The sequence below is a fragment of the Rhodothermales bacterium genome (assembly GCA_034439735.1).
Lineage (GTDB): Bacteria > Bacteroidota > Rhodothermia > Rhodothermales > JAHQVL01 > JAWKNW01.
Genome location: JAWXAX010000122.1, coordinates 1 through 16,043 on the forward strand (window position 1 = coordinate 1; position 16,043 = coordinate 16,043).

Below are 16,043 nucleotides of genomic sequence, written 5' to 3' on the forward strand. Positions count from 1 at the left end.
CCCATCCGCGGCGAACAGCCGCAGGCGGTGCAGGATGTCTACCTACCCGAACCGGCCGGCATCGAGGTCCAGACCTGGGTGGATAGCCTCTCGATCCCCTGGTCGATCGTCTTTCTTCCAAACGGCGATGCCCTCATCGCCGAGCGGCCCGGGCGGATCCAGCGGGTGCCGGCCGGCAGCACATCGCCCCACGTCGTCGCCACCTTCGAGGTAGTACACGATGCCGACATCGGGCTCATGGGGCTGGCCGCGCACCCGGAATTCGAGACGATGCCCTACATCTATGCGATGTACGCGTATCGTGCCGGTGAGACCATCTATTCGAAGGTCGTGCGCCTGACCTTTACGCCGGACCGGTTGACGGAGGAGCGCGCCATCCTCGATCGCATCCCGTCGGCGATCATGCACGCCGGCGGGCGCATCGCGTTCGGGCCGGATGGGATGTTGTACATCGGCACGGGCGACACCGGACAGCCGGAGCTGGCGCAGGAGCTGCATTCGCTGGCCGGCAAGATCCTCCGCATCACCCCCGATGGCGCCATCCCGGCCGATAATCCCTTTGCCGGCTCCCCGGTCTATTCGCTCGGACACCGCGCCATTCAGGGCCTCGCGTGGGACCCGGCCACGGGCGCGCTCTTCGCCTCCGAACACGGGCCGTCCGGCTTCCCCCAGGAAAGCGGCGTCCGGAATCGCGACGAGATCAACTGGATCCTGCCTGGCAAAAACTACGGATGGCCGAATGTTGTCGGCGCTCCCGGATTGCCGCAATACGAGGACCCGGTCGCCATGTGGCAACTCCACTCCGTCCCGCCGTCCGGCATCGCGTTTTATGAGGGCGACCTCTTCGTGTCCACCTTGCGCACGCAGGCGCTCATCCGCATCCGGTTCGCCGATGACTACACGGTCTCCGCCGTCGAGCGCTGGTTCGCGGACAACCCGAACGAGGGCCGGCTCGGTCGGCTTCGCACCGTGGCCGCCGGGCCAGACGGCTACCTCTACGTCGGCACCGGCAATGGCGATGGCAAGGCACCCTTCCGCCCCGGCGACGACCGGATTCTCCGCATTCGATACACGCCGTAGAGACGGGATACCTCGCGTCTCTACACCATAATCGCGTATTTGTGCCGTTATTGCGATCGTACCCCGGTTTGCGTTGATATCCCTTCCCGGGATCACCCTACGCACCATCTTCTCAGCGGCCTACAACCGACCTGGCGTCACACCGGCCAGTACCGTAGTCCACTTCACCCTACCCTGTCATTGTCCGGGCTACCCGGCGCGAAACCAATTCTGACAACGACATGGAAACGACATACACAGGCAAAACAGCGCTTGTAACGGGTGCCTCTTCGGGAATAGGTAGGGCAACGGCTATCGCTTTCGCTCAGGCCGGCGCCTCGGTGGCCGTGGCCGACTGGGACGAGGCCGGCGCGCGCGAAACCGTCCGCTTGATTGCCGACAATGGCGGCAAGGCCATCGCCATAAAAGTCGACGTCTCCGACCCCGCCCAGGTCGACGCCATGGTAGCCCAGACCGTAAAGGCCTTCGGCCGGCTCGACGCGGCGTGTAATAACGCCGGCATCGGCGGGGCGCTGGCGCTCACGGCCGACTACCCGATCGACGAATGGGATAAGGTGATCGCCATCAACCTGCGCGGCGTCTTTCTCTGCATGCGCGCCGAGATGCCGCATCTCCTACAACAGGGCGGGGCCATCGTAAACGTGGCGTCTATCCTCGGGACCGTCGGGTTCGCGAACGCCTCGGCCTATACCGCCGCGAAACACGGCGTGGTGGGGTTGACAAAAGTCGCCGCGCTGGAGTATTCCGCGAAAGGCGTCCGCGTGAACGCCATCTGCCCGGCGTTTATCGAGACCCCGATGCTGGAAAAGGCGGGGTTGCTTGGGGATCCGGTCGCGAAACAGGGCCTGGTGGCTGTGCATCCCATCGGGCGGCTCGGAACGTCGGACGAAATCGCCAGCACCATTGTCTGGATGGCCTCGCCGGCCGCCGGATTCGTCACCGGAGCGGCCGTCCTGGCGGACGGCGGGTATTGTGCTCAGTAGGCGGGAAATACCATAAAAAAAGCCCTGCGTGTTTGGCGCGCAGGGCTTTTTTAATATATGTGCGGTCCGGACGGGACTCGAACCCGCGACCTCCGCCGTGACAGGGCGGCATTCTAACCAACTGAACTACCGGACCAGGATGTAATGCCAATCGTAACGAGCGGCGTTTTGGTTCGAGGGGGCTTCTACCGGCCGCCACGAAAAGAGATCCAGATGATACGGTGGGCGGTATCTCGCCACAAGCCCCGTGTTCACGAAAAAGGCCTGTGGGCCGTGAAAAACAGTTGAAGAGCCAGAATGCCTCCCAAAAAGGCCTTTCTCTACCTATTTGCACATGGTTTCGGATCTGTTTAGATTGCCCGTCGCCACGACACATGCTCGAAATGGGGGTGCGGTCGTGATGGTCACGTGTTGTTGTTTCTGAATTGCCTTTATGAGATCAGTGCCGCTGTAAGCGCTTGCGGCCGGCGCATCACCGTTCCACCACCGGCCCGATGCGTCGCTGTTCCCCCCGCGAATACAGCTTCTGATAGATTTTTTCCCAAACAGTCCGGTCGCTTGCTTACCGCCAAGCGTCCCGTGCCGGGCTGACGTTTGTACATCTGACCGTGGAGAAACCAACCATGACAACAAGTAACGCGGGCATCAATCGCGAAAAACTGTTCTGGGGCAGCTGTTTAGCGTTGCTCACCACCGCTTTTGCCTTCACAGTGATCACGTCGATTGCCTATGCCGTGAAGCAGGAGTTTAACGTCACGAACGAGCAGCTGGGCCTGTTTACCGGCGTCTTTTTTATCGGGTTTACGGTCTCCCAGGTGATCTTTGCCCCCTTCTGCGACACGATCGGCATGCGCTGGATCGTTCGTCTCGCGTTTGTCGGCCATGTGGTGGGCGCGCTGCTGCTGCTCTTCGCCGGTAGCTTCCCGATGGCGGTCGCCGGCTCGCTGTTCGCCGGGCTAGGCGCCGGGTTGGTCGAAGCCGGCTGCAATCCGCTCGTAGCGGCGCTCTATCCGGATAATAAGTCGACCAAGCTGAACCTCTTCCACATGTGGTTTCCCTACGGCAACCTGATCGCCGCCCTGCTCACTACCTTTATTCTGAGCAGCCTCGTAGGCGACGGCTGGAGAGGGTACACGGCCCTCATCCTGGTGCCCGCTGCGGCGTACGGTGTGATGATGCTTTTTGTGCCTTATCCGAAGACGGAAGGCGCCAGCGCTGGCATCAGCTTCACGGAATCGCTGAAAGCGACCTTTGCCCCGATCATGCTGATCATGCTGCCGATGATGTTGCTTACGGCGTCGATGGAGCTGCCCCCGAGCAGCTGGGTGCCCTCGGTACTCACCTCGGGTGGAGTCAATGGCATCCTGGTCTTTGGCTTTATCTTCGGGATCATGGGCACCTTGCGGTTGGTGGCCGGCCCCATCCTGAAGGCGCTTACGCCTACCGGTGTCCTCTTCGGCGGCTCCATTCTGGCCACTATCGGCCTCTATCTGTTCAGCCAGGCCAACTCGGTAGGCATGTACTTCGCCACCGCCGCCATCTGGGCCACCGGTATAGCCCTTTTCTGGCCGACCATGCTCGGCTTCGTGTCCGAGCGGAATCCGCGTAGCGGTGCGCTCGGGCTTGGCGCGATGGGCGCCGTCGGCATGCTCGCTTCGTTTCTCGTGACCCCGTGGCTGGGCCAGATCGCCGACATCGAAGGCCACTCGCAAATCGGCGCTGCGCCGACCATGGAGGTGTTCGAGACGGTCCAGCGCGATTGGCCGGCGGCCGCCGCCAACGCCGGCGTCCTCCGGACTGAACTAGAAGCCGTTATTGCACAAGTTGACGGCGTCACGTCAACATATGAAAGCACGGGCGAGCTACCCGCCGGGACCACGGCGCAGGCACTCCGCGCCGTCGCCACGGCCGACATCGACTCTCCCGCCAAAGGACAGGCTTCGGCCATCCTGAACCCGGCGGATAACTACGGCGGAAAAACCTCATTCGCCAAGCTGGCGCCCATAGGCATCATCCTCATTCTGGTCTTCGGCGGGTTCTTCATCCGAGATCGCATGACGGGAGGTTACAAGGCCGAGAAGCTGGTAGCCTACGACGCGGAAGAGGCGTCGTCCTACTAACGGTTCAACGTTTCGGGTTCAAGGTTCAAGGAGGGCTTGTTGCCTTCCTTGAACCTTACCCCGTTAACGCTACCGCAAGTACCTTGAACCTGGAACGTTAAACATTAAACCAATGATGGACAGACGCGAAGCACTCAAACGCGTAGGCGCGGTGATGGGGGCGACGCTCTCTTTGCCGTTGATTTCGGGCGTACTTGCCGGCTGCGGCGGCGGCGCGAGCGATATGACGGCGTTTGTCCCGAAGACGCTGTCGGCCGATCAAAATGAGCTCGTCTCGACGCTGGCGGAGTTGATCATCCCTACGACTGACACGCCCGGCGCTCGCGCCGCCGGCGTTAATGAGTTCATCGACCTGATGATCACAGACTGGTACGGCGCCGAGGATCGCACCCGCTTTCTCGAAGGACTTGCCGCGGCCGACGAGCGCGCACGCACCGCTCATAAAGTGGCCTTTGTGGATGCCACTGTCGAGCAGCAAACCGCCATCCTCACCGGGTTCGAACAAGAAGCCCTCGCCGGCTCTAGTGCCGACAAGCCGTTCTTCTCGCTGTTGAAGGAGATGACGATCACGGGGTATTATACATCCGAAATCGGCGCCTCTCAGGAGTTGAAATACCTCCATTCCGCTGGCTATTATAACGGCGATGTGCCCTACGCCGAAGTCGGCCGGGCCTACTCGTAAAACGACGTTAAACGTTATCTCGTTAAGCCTGTCAAACGTTCAACGCCCAAACGTTCAACGTTTTTTGTTCAACGCGTTTATGCACCGATGAAAAAAAACGTTTATATCGCCCAGGAAACGAACACGTACGACGCCATCGTTGTCGGGTCCGGCATTTCCGGTGGATGGGCGGCCAAGGAGTTGACTGAAAAGGGGCTCAAGACGATCGTGCTGGAACGAGGCCGGCCCGTGGAGCATGGGGCCGACTACATCACCGAGCACAAGTCACCCTGGGAGCTGCCCATGCGCGGGCGCGTGCCGACGGCGGTCGCCGAGCAGGATTACGCCATCCAGCGGCGAACCGGCCAGTTCGATAGCACCGCAAAGCACTGGTTCATCAACGACCGCGAAAACCCGTATATCGAGGAGGAGCCCTTCACCTGGATCCGCGGTAACCATGTCGGCGGCCGGTCGCTCATCTGGGGCCGGCAGTGTTACCGGTTGAGCGATCTGGACTTCGAGGCGAACCTGCGGGATGGGCTCGCGGTCGACTGGCCCATCCGCTACAGCGATATCGCCCCGTGGTACGATTATGTCGAGCGCTTCGCCGGCATCAGCGGAGAGTCGCTCGGGCTACCCCATCTTCCCGATAGTGTTTTCCAACCAGGGATGGACCTGAATGTGGTCGAGAAACACCTGCGTGAACGGGTCCGTGCCGCGTTTCCCGAGCGCTACGTCACCATCGGCCGCGTGGCCATCCTCACCCAGGCGCTGAATGGCCGGGCGGCCTGTCATTACTGCGGCCCCTGCATTCGCGGCTGCTCGACAGGCTCGTACTTCAGCAGCCAGGCTTCGACCCTGCCGGCAGCCGCCGCCACGGGAAACCTCACGCTGCGGCCGTATAGCGTCGTCCATAGCATCATCTTCGATCCAGAAACCGGCAAGGCGGCCGGCGTGCGGGTCATCGACGCCGAAACCCGCGAGGCCATCGAATACCGGGCGAAGGTGGTATTCCTCTGCGCCTCCACCCTCGCGAGTACGCAGATCCTGCTTAACTCGGCCGAGACCCGTTTCCCGAACGGACTCGCTAATTCCAGCGGTGTCCTGGGGCAGAATCTGATGGACCACCATTTCCAGGTGGGGGCTTCCGCCATCGCGGAGGGATTCGAGGACCGCTATCACTACGGCAACCGTCCTAATGGGTTCTATATCCCGCGTTTCAGGAATATCGATGCCGCCACCCGGCGGCAAGACTATATCCGTGGGTTTGGATATCAAGGGTCGGCCGGCCGCATGAACTGGGGCCGCGGGGCGCAACGACCGGGATTCGGCGCCGAGCTAAAACAGGCGCTTCGCGAGCCGGGGCCGTGGCGAGTGAACATGACGGCCTTCGGGGAATGCCTCCCGCGGACCGAAAATGCCGTCACCCTGGATCCTACCGCGACGGATATATACGGCATCCCCGCCCTGCGCATCCGGTGCACCTGGGGTGATAATGAAAAGGCGATGCGCGCCGATATGGGCGCCAGTGCCGCCGAGATGCTCAATGCCGCCGGCTTCGCGAATGTCTCCATCTACGATAATTACGTGGAAGGCACGACGAACGCCGCCCCCGGCCTTGGCATCCATGAAATGGGCACCGCCCGGATGGGGCGCGACCCTCGAACCTCGGTCCTTAATGCCTTCAACCAGGCCCACGATGTCCCTAATCTCTACGTAACTGACGGATCGTGCATGACCTCCTCCGGCTGCCAGAACCCGTCCATCACCTACATGGCCCTCACCGCCCGCGCCGTCGATCATGCGGTCAAGGCATTGCAAGGATGATACAAGGCACCTTAACCCTTTAATCCTATAATTTTTAACCACTTTCATGGATAGACGCGCTTTTATTCAACATACCGGCGTTGCCGCACTCGCTGGCTTCGCGCTTCGGTGCGCCGGCGAGACGCCCGCACCCCCTACCGAATCCGCTGCCCTGATAGGGAAGGTCCGGCCCCAATTGGCTACGGTAGGGCTGCAGTTATACACGCTGCGCTCGATCATGGGCGACGACTTTACGGGCCCCATCCGACAGGCCGCCGAAATTGGCTACAAAGAGTTCGAGTTCGCCGGCTACGGCAACCTCACCCCGCAAGAGGTCCGCGCCCTGCTCGATGAGCTGGGCGTGACCGCTCCGTCGACCCACGTTAGCGCCCAGCAACTCCGCGAAGACCTCCCCGGCCTCATCGAACGCTCGGCCATCATCGGGCATAAATACCTCATCTGTCCGCACCCCGGCGAGCTTCCGTTTAAGACGGTGGACGACTACAAGGCGATGGCCGCGAAATTCAACGAATGGGGCGCCGTGACGATGGCCAACGGCATCCAGTTTGGCTACCACAACCACTCGTTCGAGTTCGAAGCCATCGATGGCGTGCTGCCGATGGACATCCTGATCCAGGAGACGGACCCGAACCTCGTCGCCATCGAGCTCGATTTATGCTGGGCGGTCAACGCCGGCACGGATCCAGTGGCGTATTTCGATAAATTCCCGGGCCGCTTCCACCTCTGCCACGTGAAAGACCTGGACGCCGCCGGCGAACTGGCTGACGTCGGGGCTGGCACGATCGATTTTGCAGCGATATTCGACAAGGCACAGACGGCGGGCCTTCGGCACTATGTCGTTGAACATGACCGCCCTACCGAGCCGATCACCAGCATTCGGAACAGCTTCAACTACCTGACCGGGGCCTGATCTGCCGTCGATCGTACGAATGCCCGAAGGTCTGGTCGCTCCGCAAGGAGGGCCAGACCTTCGTCTTTTGTAAGTACCGTCAACGCCGTTGCGTAACTGTCGGCCGTCATCCCATCCGGCGCGATGACGGTGGCCAGGGCGCGGCTCGTGAGCGCCATCCCCGTTCGCGGGTCGAGGACGTGGGAGTAGCGGACGCCGTCTACGTCCATGTACTGCTTGGTGTCGCCCGAGGTGGCGACGGCGGCGAACGTGAGCGCCGAGGCTGCCGCGGCCAGGTCTGGCGGAGCGTTCGGGATGGCGATCTGCCAGCCGGCGCGCCCCGGCGGGGCCCCCGAGACCAGAAGGTCGCCGCCGGCCTCAATCAGCGCGCTGTGGATCCCGCGACGCGTTAATTCCACCATGGCCTCGTCCAGGATGTACCCCTTGGCGATGCCCCCGAGGTCGATTGCCATGCCGGCGAGAGCCAGGCGGACCGTTAACTCAGCAGCGTCGAGCTGGACAGCCGTCCAGCCAACCCGGGCGCGGGCCAGCGCCAGATCGGTGCTGTCCGGCAGGGCGCCCGAGCGCCGCGCGTCGCGCCACAGGGCGACGAACGGGCCGGCGGTGACGTCAAACGCGCCGTCCGTCCGCCGCGCCAGGTCGGTCGCTGCCGCCAGTACCCGAAACAGCTCCGGACTCACCGGCGCCGGGCGCTCATGGGCCGTCTCCGAGAGCCGGCGAATTTCACTGTGGGCCCGGTAGTCGCTGAAGACGTCTTCGAGCATGGCCATGCGGTCGTACGCGGCGCGTGCAGCCCCGCGAGCATCCGCCTCTTTTCGCGCATAGAGAACGATTCGGACTTGTACACCTAGATGGAGTTGCCTATACTCATAGGGCTCAGCCGGCGACGCCGGCGGAGCGCCACACGAGATCTGCAGCCCTATAATCGATACCGCCATGAATGCCGGCAATTGGCAGCGCATCGCGCGCCGGATGGCCTGAAATGGCGGATAGGAGAAAACCATGATGGGGAGGTTCGGCCCTACGTCCGTCGCGCGCGCGTCGCTGGGCGCGTTTGTGCTGCTCGGGCTTATCGCCGGGTGGGGATTCGATACCCGAGACCGTCCGATCGTTACCGCGTCCGACCCGGTGCGGGATTCGATTCCCGGTACCCTCGTTTCCTTCGAGATGATCCCCGTTCCCGGGGGGACAGTGACCATTCACACCGACAGCGGCGCCGTTGACGTTGAGGTCGCGCCGTTTCTGATCGGCCAGACGGAGATCACCTGGAACGAGTACGATGTGTTCGCCTACCGGCTGGACCTGCCGCCGGAGCGACGGACAGATCATGAGGATGCGACCTCGCGCCCGAGCCGGCCCTATGCTCCACCGGATTACGGCTTCGGGCACGACGGCTATGCCGCCATCTGTATTACCTACCGCGCCGCGCAGGGTTACGCCGCCTGGCTCTCTGAAAAAACCGGCAAGACGTATCGGTTGCCCACCGAAGCCGAGTGGCAGTGGGCCAGCCAGGCCGCCGCACCGTCCAGCCCCGCCCTGAGCGCGGAAGCGCTTGCTGAAGTCGCCTGGTTCGCCGGCAACGCCGGCGATAAAACCCAGGCCGTGGCCACCAAAGCGCCCAACGGCCTCGGCCTATTCGATACGCTCGGCAACGTGGCCGAGTGGATCACCGGACACGACGGCAAGCCGGTCACGGCCGGCGGTTCGTTCCAGGACGAAGTCGATGCCGTACAGATCCACGCCCGGGCCAAACAGGCGCGGCCATGGAATCAAACCGACCCTCAGATACCCAAAAGCAAGTGGTGGTTGTCCGACGGATACTTCGTCGGCTTCCGGCTCGTACGCGAGCCATGATGGCTGCCACACCGCACAACGAAACCAGAAGGTGTAAACGATGAGTAGCTTCAACGACCCGCGCTTCTCCCTATCACGCCGGCAATTCGTCCAGACCACGGCGGCCGCCACGGCCGGCCTCATGGCGTCCGGCAATTTTGCGTTCGCCCGGGGCGCGGATGCCATCCGCGTGGGCGTCATCGGCTGCGGAGGGCGCGGCACGGGTGCGGCGGTACAGGCCCTGAGCTCGGGCCAGAACGTACAGCTCGTCGCGATGTGTGATGCGTTCCAGGATCGTCTCGACATGAGCCTGATGAGCATCATGGAAGAAGTGGAGGACAAGACCCGTATCGCGGTGCCCGAAGATGCGCGCTTCGTCGGATTCGACGGGTATAAAGAGGTGATCAAGCGGAGCGATGTGATCATCCTGACCACCCCTCCCGGCTTCCGCCCGATACACTTTGCCGCAGCCGTCGAAGCCGGCAAACACGTGTTCATGGAAAAACCCGTCGCCACCGATGCGCCGGGTATCCGCAGCGTGCTGGCCTCGGCCGAAATCGCGAAGCAGAAAAAACTCAACGTGGTCGTCGGTCTCCAGCGCCATTACCAGCACGTGTACCGGGAGTGGGTGCAGCGCATTCACGACGGCGCCATCGGAGACATCACCTCGTCGCGCGTGTACTGGAACAGCGATGGGGTATGGGTGCGACCGCGCGAGGCCGGCCAGACCGAGATGGAGTACCAGATGCGCAACTGGTATTACTTCAACTGGTTGTGTGGCGACCACATCAACGAGCAACACATCCACAATATCGACGTCGGCAACTGGGTCAAGAAAGGATATCCCGTACGCGCCCAGGGCATGGGCGGCCGGCAGGTCCGCAACGGCAAAGAGTTCGGGGAGATCTTCGACCACCACTTCGTCGAATACGAATATGCCGACGGCAGCCGGATGTACAGCCAGTGCCGGCACATCGAAGGGACGATGAGCCGCGTCACCGAGGCGTTTCAGGGCACCAGCGGCTCCGCGCCGCAACCCGGTCTGCTCCTCACGTCGAGCGGCCACTCGATCTGGTCCTACGACGATAAAAACGACCCGAACCCGTACCAGGTAGAGCACGACGAACTCTTCGCGGCCATCGCCGCCGGCGAGTGTAAGTTCGCCGATGCTGAAAACGGCGCCTACAGCACGATGACCTCCATCCTGGGCCGTATGGCCACCTATTCGGGCCAGGTGATCGAATGGAACGACGCGCTGAACTCGAACCTCAGCCTCATGCCGAAGAAATTCGCCTGGGACGCCCCACCGCCCGTCCTTCCCGATGAATACGGGTTCTACCCGGTCGCCGTGCCGGGCAAAACGGTCGTCCTGTAAAACATAAAACGTTTGCACGTTGAACGTTGGATCGTTGTTCGATGAAACGGTTCGCGTTCAACGTGCAAACTCCCCATCGCTACTCGCTACTCGCTAATCGTTTAATCGCTAATCTCGAATCCCGAATGGATCGTCGCAATTTCGTCAAAACCGGCCTCGCCGCCGGCACCGCCGCGTTTGGCGCCCCCGCCTTCAACCGGCTGACCAACCCCTCGGCTGCGGCTTTCAAGCTGCATTACGCCCCGCATTTCGGCATGTTCGAGCAGCACGCCGGCAAAGACCTGGTCGACCAGGTGAAGTTCATGGCCGATGCGGGATTCACGGCCATGGAGGACAACGGGATGAAGGGCCGGTCCGTGGCGGACCAGGAGCGCATCGCCGCCGAAATGGGCCGGCGGGGGATGATGATGGGCGTGTTCGTTGCCCACAAAATCTACTGGACCGAACCGAACCTGGCCAGCGGCAAGGCGGACCTCCGCGACGAGTTTCTTGCGGATATCCGAAGCTCGGTCGATGTCGCCAAACGCGTGAATGCAAAGTGGATGACGGTGGTCCCGGGGTTTGTCGACCTGCGCCTGGAGATGGCGTACCAGACGGCGCATGTCGTCGAGTCGCTCAAACAGGCGAGCGCGATCCTGGAGCCTCACGGCCTCACCATGGTCCTAGAGCCCCTGAATTTCTATAACCACCCGGGGCTGTTTCTGACAAAGGTGCCGCAGGCGTACGAGATCTGCAAAGCGGTTGGTAGCCCGGCCTGTAAGATCCTGGACGACCTGTACCACCAGCAGATCCAGGAGGGCAACCTGATTCCTAACATCGACCTCGCCTGGGACGAGATCGCCTATTTCCAGATCGGCGACAACCCCGGCCGCAACGAGCCCACGACAGGGGAGATCAACTACAAGAATATCTTCAAACACATCCACGGCAAAGGCTTCACCGGCATCCTCGGCATGGAACACGGCAACGCCGCCCCCGGCAAAGAAGGCGAATCCGCCCTGATCCAGGCGTATCAAGAAGTGGATGGGTTTTAGGTTGCAGGTTCTCAAGTTGCAGGTTACAGGTTTCTTATATGTGAACCTGGTGCCATAACTCAATCACGCGCAACCTTCCAACCTGCCTACCTCCAACCTGCCAACCTGCCAACCTGCAACCAACATGTCTCTCGGTAGAAAAATTCGATACGGAATGGTGGGCGGCGGCCCGGGCGCGTTTATCGGCGCGGTGCATCGCAAGGCCGCGGCGCTGGACGGTGAGATTGAACTGGTGGCCGGCGCTTTCTCGTCGTCGCCCGAGAAATCGGCCCAGCAGGGCCGTGAGCTCTACCTCGACCCCGCGCGTGTCTACGGTTCCTACAAAGAAATGGCGGATCGGGAGAGTAAGCTGCCGCTCGGCGAACGGATCGACTTCGTCTCCATCGACACCCCGAATAACTCGCATTATGAGATCGCGAAGACGTTCATCGAAGCCGGCTTCCATGTCGTGTGCGACAAGCCAATGACGATGACCGTTCAGGAGGCAGAGGACCTCTGCCGGCTCGTCAAGAAGTACGACGCCGTATTCACCCTCACCCATAATTACACCGGCTACCCGATGGTGAAAGAGGCGCGGCACCTCATCCGCGCCGGCAAACTGGGCACCCTCCGTAAGGTGGTCGTGGAGTACCCCCAGGGCTGGCTCGCGACCTTCCTGGAAGGCGATGGCGCCAAACAGGCGGTGTGGCGGACGGACCCCAAGCAGGCCGGCGTCTCCTCGGCCATCGGAGACATCGGCTCCCATGCTGAAAACCTCGCACGGTATATCACGGGGCTGGAGATCGAACGCATCTGCGCCGACCTCACCACGTTCGTCCCGGGCCGGAAACTCGAGGACGACGCCAACATGCTGGTGCACTACAAAGGCGGCGCCCGCGCCGTGTTGTATTGCTCACAGGTGTCCGTGGGCGAGGAGAACAACCTCAAGATCCGCGTCTACGGTACGGAGGCCTCCATCGAATGGCACCAGGAGCATCCGAATTACCTGTATTTCCGCCCGGCTAGTGGTCCGGAAGAGGTGCTCAAGCGCGGCAACGGCTACCTGAGCGATGCCGCTAAGCACCACAGCCGGCTCCCCTCCGGCCACCCGGAGGCGTTCCTTGAGGCCTTCGCCAACATCTACGTCAACGCGGCTCGTACGATCGCCGCGAAGTTGGCCGGCGTCAAGCCGGGCCCGTTCGACACCGACTTCCCCACCGTCCAGGACGGCGCCGTTGGCGTCCACTTCATCCATAAAGCCGTCGAAAGCGGCCAGAAAAAAGGATGGGTCGATGCCGGCTACACCCCGCCCACATGATCAACGCCCATTTGCTGAATCACCAATCGCTTAATCGCTAATCGCTTAATCGCTAATCGCTAATCGCTTAATCGCTAATCGCTTAATCGCTAATCGCTTAATCGCTAATCGCTTAATCGCTAATCGCTTAATCGCTAATCGCTTAATCGCTAATCGCCTAATCGCTAATCGCTTAATCGCTAATCGCTTAATCGCTAATCGCTAACCCCATGTCCCGCCCAGTAACCCTCTTCACCGGCCAGTGGGCCGACCTCCCGCTGGCAACCCTCGCCGAAAAAGCGGACGACTTCGGCTTCGACGGCCTCGAACTCGCCTGCTGGGGCGATCATTTCGATGTCCAGAAGGCGCTGTCGGACCCTACGTACTGCCAGAGCCGCCACGACATCCTGAAGAAAAACGACCTCGGGGTGTGGGCTATCAGTAATCACCTGGTTGGCCAGGCCGTGTGCGACCACATCGACATCCGGCACAAATCCATCCTCCCGCCGCACGTCTGGGGCGACGGTAACCCCGAAGGCGTCCGCCAGCGCGCGGCGAAGGAGATGATGGATACCGCCCGCGCCGCGGCCAAACTGGGTGTCAAGGTGGTCAACGGCTTTACCGGAAGCAGCATCTGGCATCTGCTGTACTCCTTCCCGCCGGTTTCGGCCGATATGATCGAGGCCGGCTTCAAGGACTTCGCCGACCGCTGGAATCCCATCCTCGATGTGTTCGACGAGGTAGGCGTCCGCTTCGCCCTCGAAGTCCACCCGACGGAGATCGCGTTCGACATCTCGTCCGCCCGCAAAGCCCTGAAGGCCATTGGCAACCGGCCGGCCTTCGGCTTTAACTACGATCCGAGCCACTTTGGGTACCAGGGCGTCGACTATATCGGGTTCATCGAGACGTTCGGCGACCGCATCTACCACACCCACATGAAAGATGTCTGGTGGTCCGACAAGCCTAAAGAAGCCGGCGTCTTCGGTGGCCACATCGAATTTGGTCATCGTGACAGGTTCTGGGATTTCCGCTCCATCGGCCGCGGCGCGATCGACTTCGAGGAGATCGTCCGCATGCTCAATCGTGTCGGATACACCGGGCCGCTCTCGATCGAATGGGAGGACTCCGGCATGGATCGTGAGCACGGCGCCGAGGAGGCCTGCTCGTTCGTCAAAGGCGTCGATTTCGCCCCCGCCCACGGCGCCTTCGATGCCGCTTTCGCCAAAAAATAACCGGTCGTACGGACACGACACCTCGTGTCCGGGCTGAAAAACCCGCACCTACGTGAAACCTCTCAACGTCATCAGCGCCGGCATGACCGTCCTTTTCGTCGTCTGGGCCTATTACCAGCTGGACGATGTGGATGGCGAGGCCGCGATCTGGGCCGCGGCGTATGGGGTCGCGGCCGTGATTAGTGCGCTGTTCGTATTCCGCAAAATCGCCCTTATGCCTGTCGCGATCGTGGCCGGGCTGTATCTCCTCTGGGCGCTTGTAAACATCCCGCGCATCGAACTGCAAAGCTCGCTGTTTGGCGCCGAGGTGTGGATGCAGAACGAGTTGCTTCGCGAGACGGGCGGATTGCTGATCATGGTCCTGTGGCTGGGTGTGCTCACGCTGCATCTATACCGTCGAGGCAGAGGGTGACGGCGACTTGGGCCGGCTGAACCTTCAGCGGAGGCAGACGTACTTCCTGGGCACGGTGCGCACCCCAGCGCATCGTGCCCTTTTTGATTCACCCCCCGTTTCGTCCGTCTGGCCCCCCACATGGTGCGGTATGCGCGACTGGCAGGTCCTCGTTTTATGCATGGCTATGAGCATCGGTGCCTCCCCGGTGCGCGCACAGCCGCATGTGCTCGGGCCGGAGGTAGTGATGGGGGGCCTCGAGGATCGTGGGCACGTACTCGCCGTCGCGTTGCACCCGGAATACTGGGCGGCGTACGACGTCGAACGTGGCAGTCTGTATCGGGTGTGGAAAGGATCGCTGGATGAGGAGAACGGTGCGTCCGGAGCCGCGGTGCGCGGGCAGGTGGTCCAGCGAGATACCGAGGGCGAGGCATGGCGGCTCCGCATCGCCGGCCGCGACACCACGACGACGTTTCGGTATCTCGGCTTTAGGAAGGAAACGGACCAAATCGTGCTCAGTTACGCGTTAGCGGTGGGAGATAGCGGACGGATCCTCGTCGACGAGACCCCGCGGCTGATCGTTTCCGAGGCCGGTCACCCCGAGTTGCGCCGGCGCTTTGTGGTGCACGACGCCCCGCCCGAGGTGGAGGTGCTCCACCGGGTCGAAATCGAACACGCCGCCGTGCAGGATGCCGTAGTATACGAAGGGATACTGTTCCGCACCGAAGGCCGACGCCACCGCCATGGCTGGGGCATCACCTACGATGTCGGGGGATGGGTCGTCCTATCGCCCGATGGGCGGGTTTCCGACGTGATTACACAGTACGGCCTTGACGTCCTGCGCCGTGTCGCCCGCGACGCCGAAGCACCGGCCCTAACACCGGAGGCTTTCCGTCGCCACCCGCCCGTGGCTCTGCGTACGATCGGCCATTCGCCCGCTCAGTCCGCTCCCTCGTCACCAGACTCGGCTGTCGCCGCGCCGTCGGGCACCCGGGACATTCCGGTCGAGGAGCACCAGAGCAACACACCTTGTTTTTGGGCCGGACCTCCGCCCTTCGACCATTCCGTGGCCACGGGAAACCCCACGCGAGGGGTGACCTGCGCCCCATCGGCAGAGCTTTAACGGTCGCCTCTCGCCTGCGTTACCCTTCTCGCTTTACCCTTTCGCGCGCCCGTGACGATACCGTATATTGTCGCCACACGTCCGTGCATTCGGTACGCGTCTTGCGGACGCATCGACATCTTCTCTTGCGCGCCCCCACTTCGGCGTCGTGGCATCCACCCCACAGGCCACTACCGTCGACGGCGCCGACATCGCTTT

The 16,043-nt window shown here is 62.1% G+C and carries 14 protein-coding genes and 1 tRNA gene; 13 read left to right on the forward strand and 2 right to left on the reverse strand.

Annotation, left to right across the window (positions count from 1 at the left end):
- On the forward strand, positions 1–1,080 hold a 1,080-nt coding region (locus tag SH809_09795), incomplete at its 5' end, for a PQQ-dependent sugar dehydrogenase (GenBank protein MDZ4699985.1).
- A gap of 221 nt (positions 1,081–1,301) precedes the next feature.
- The gene (locus SH809_09800; GenBank protein ID MDZ4699986.1) at positions 1,302–2,063 is read left to right on the forward strand and encodes an SDR family oxidoreductase; all 762 of its coding nucleotides are present in this window, start codon (positions 1,302–1,304) and stop codon (positions 2,061–2,063) included.
- 62 nt (positions 2,064–2,125) lie between these two features.
- Here the strand turns inward: SH809_09800 and SH809_09805 are convergent.
- Positions 2,126–2,199, reverse strand: a tRNA-Asp gene (locus SH809_09805).
- 487 nt (positions 2,200–2,686) lie between these two features.
- Between SH809_09805 and SH809_09810 the strand changes: the two genes are divergently transcribed.
- The 4 genes from SH809_09810 to SH809_09825 all read left to right on the forward strand — a co-directional run bounded on the left by SH809_09810 (position 2,687) and on the right by SH809_09825 (position 7,581).
- Positions 2,687–4,183: an MFS transporter gene (locus SH809_09810; GenBank protein ID MDZ4699987.1), complete on the forward strand. Its 1,497-nt coding sequence runs from the start codon at positions 2,687–2,689 to the stop codon at positions 4,181–4,183.
- A gap of 112 nt (positions 4,184–4,295) precedes the next feature.
- Positions 4,296–4,865, forward strand: a complete 570-nt coding sequence (locus SH809_09815; GenBank protein MDZ4699988.1) for a gluconate 2-dehydrogenase subunit 3 family protein — start codon at positions 4,296–4,298, stop codon at positions 4,863–4,865.
- A gap of 87 nt (positions 4,866–4,952) precedes the next feature.
- Positions 4,953–6,671: a GMC family oxidoreductase gene (locus SH809_09820; protein ID MDZ4699989.1), complete on the forward strand. Its 1,719-nt coding sequence runs from the start codon at positions 4,953–4,955 to the stop codon at positions 6,669–6,671.
- 46 nt (positions 6,672–6,717) lie between these two features.
- Positions 6,718–7,581: a sugar phosphate isomerase/epimerase gene (locus SH809_09825; protein MDZ4699990.1), complete on the forward strand. Its 864-nt coding sequence runs from the start codon at positions 6,718–6,720 to the stop codon at positions 7,579–7,581.
- On the opposite strand, the gene SH809_09830 is transcribed toward SH809_09825, so the two are convergent.
- Positions 7,563–8,585, reverse strand: coding sequence for an FAD:protein FMN transferase (locus SH809_09830; GenBank protein MDZ4699991.1), 1,023 nt, complete (start codon positions 8,583–8,585; stop codon positions 7,563–7,565). The genes SH809_09825 and SH809_09830 overlap by 19 nt on opposite strands.
- On the opposite strand from SH809_09830, the gene SH809_09835 reads away from it, so the two are divergent.
- The 7 genes from SH809_09835 (at position 8,584) to SH809_09865 (ending at position 15,845) form a co-directional block, all read left to right on the forward strand.
- Positions 8,584–9,435 carry an SUMF1/EgtB/PvdO family nonheme iron enzyme gene (locus SH809_09835; GenBank protein ID MDZ4699992.1) on the forward strand — a complete coding sequence of 284 codons (852 nt, stop codon included), beginning with the start codon at positions 8,584–8,586 and terminating at the stop codon, positions 9,433–9,435. The genes SH809_09830 and SH809_09835 overlap by 2 nt on opposite strands.
- 40 nt (positions 9,436–9,475) lie before the next feature.
- A complete protein-coding gene (locus SH809_09840) occupies positions 9,476–10,789 on the forward strand; it encodes a Gfo/Idh/MocA family oxidoreductase (GenBank protein MDZ4699993.1) in 1,314 nt (437 codons plus the stop codon).
- A 125-nt stretch (positions 10,790–10,914) separates the two neighbouring features.
- Positions 10,915–11,823 (forward strand): TIM barrel protein, encoded by a 909-nt coding sequence (locus SH809_09845; protein MDZ4699994.1) that lies wholly within the window; start codon positions 10,915–10,917, stop codon positions 11,821–11,823.
- 124 nt (positions 11,824–11,947) lie between these two features.
- Positions 11,948–13,120, forward strand: coding sequence for a Gfo/Idh/MocA family oxidoreductase (locus SH809_09850; GenBank protein ID MDZ4699995.1), 1,173 nt, complete (start codon positions 11,948–11,950; stop codon positions 13,118–13,120).
- A gap of 209 nt (positions 13,121–13,329) precedes the next feature.
- Positions 13,330–14,331 carry a sugar phosphate isomerase/epimerase family protein gene (locus SH809_09855; protein ID MDZ4699996.1) on the forward strand — a complete coding sequence of 334 codons (1,002 nt, stop codon included), beginning with the start codon at positions 13,330–13,332 and terminating at the stop codon, positions 14,329–14,331.
- Positions 14,332–14,383: 52 nt separating this feature from the next.
- Entirely contained in the window at positions 14,384–14,743 is a 360-nt protein-coding gene (locus SH809_09860; GenBank protein MDZ4699997.1) for a transmembrane 220 family protein, read from the forward strand.
- 166 nt (positions 14,744–14,909) lie between these two features.
- Positions 14,910–15,845 carry a hypothetical protein gene (locus SH809_09865; GenBank protein ID MDZ4699998.1) on the forward strand — a complete coding sequence of 312 codons (936 nt, stop codon included), beginning with the start codon at positions 14,910–14,912 and terminating at the stop codon, positions 15,843–15,845.
- Positions 15,846–16,043: the final 198 nt, after the last annotated feature.

Coding starts and splice junctions, on each gene's coding strand:
- SH809_09815 (MDZ4699988.1), top strand. CDS start 4,296: ATGATGGACAGACGCGAAGCACTCAAACGCGTAGGCGCGGTGATGGGG.
- SH809_09850 (MDZ4699995.1), top strand. CDS start 11,948: ATGTCTCTCGGTAGAAAAATTCGATACGGAATGGTGGGCGGCGGCCCG.
- SH809_09800 (MDZ4699986.1), top strand. CDS start 1,302: ATGGAAACGACATACACAGGCAAAACAGCGCTTGTAACGGGTGCCTCT.
- SH809_09830 (MDZ4699991.1), bottom strand. CDS start 8,585: ATGGTTTTCTCCTATCCGCCATTTCAGGCCATCCGGCGCGCGATGCGC.
- SH809_09865 (MDZ4699998.1), top strand. CDS start 14,910: ATGAGCATCGGTGCCTCCCCGGTGCGCGCACAGCCGCATGTGCTCGGG.
- SH809_09840 (MDZ4699993.1), top strand. CDS start 9,476: ATGAGTAGCTTCAACGACCCGCGCTTCTCCCTATCACGCCGGCAATTC.
- SH809_09825 (MDZ4699990.1), top strand. CDS start 6,718: ATGGATAGACGCGCTTTTATTCAACATACCGGCGTTGCCGCACTCGCT.
- SH809_09855 (MDZ4699996.1), top strand. CDS start 13,330: ATGTCCCGCCCAGTAACCCTCTTCACCGGCCAGTGGGCCGACCTCCCG.
- SH809_09810 (MDZ4699987.1), top strand. CDS start 2,687: ATGACAACAAGTAACGCGGGCATCAATCGCGAAAAACTGTTCTGGGGC.
- SH809_09820 (MDZ4699989.1), top strand. CDS start 4,953: ATGAAAAAAAACGTTTATATCGCCCAGGAAACGAACACGTACGACGCC.
- SH809_09835 (MDZ4699992.1), top strand. CDS start 8,584: ATGATGGGGAGGTTCGGCCCTACGTCCGTCGCGCGCGCGTCGCTGGGC.
- SH809_09845 (MDZ4699994.1), top strand. CDS start 10,915: ATGGATCGTCGCAATTTCGTCAAAACCGGCCTCGCCGCCGGCACCGCC.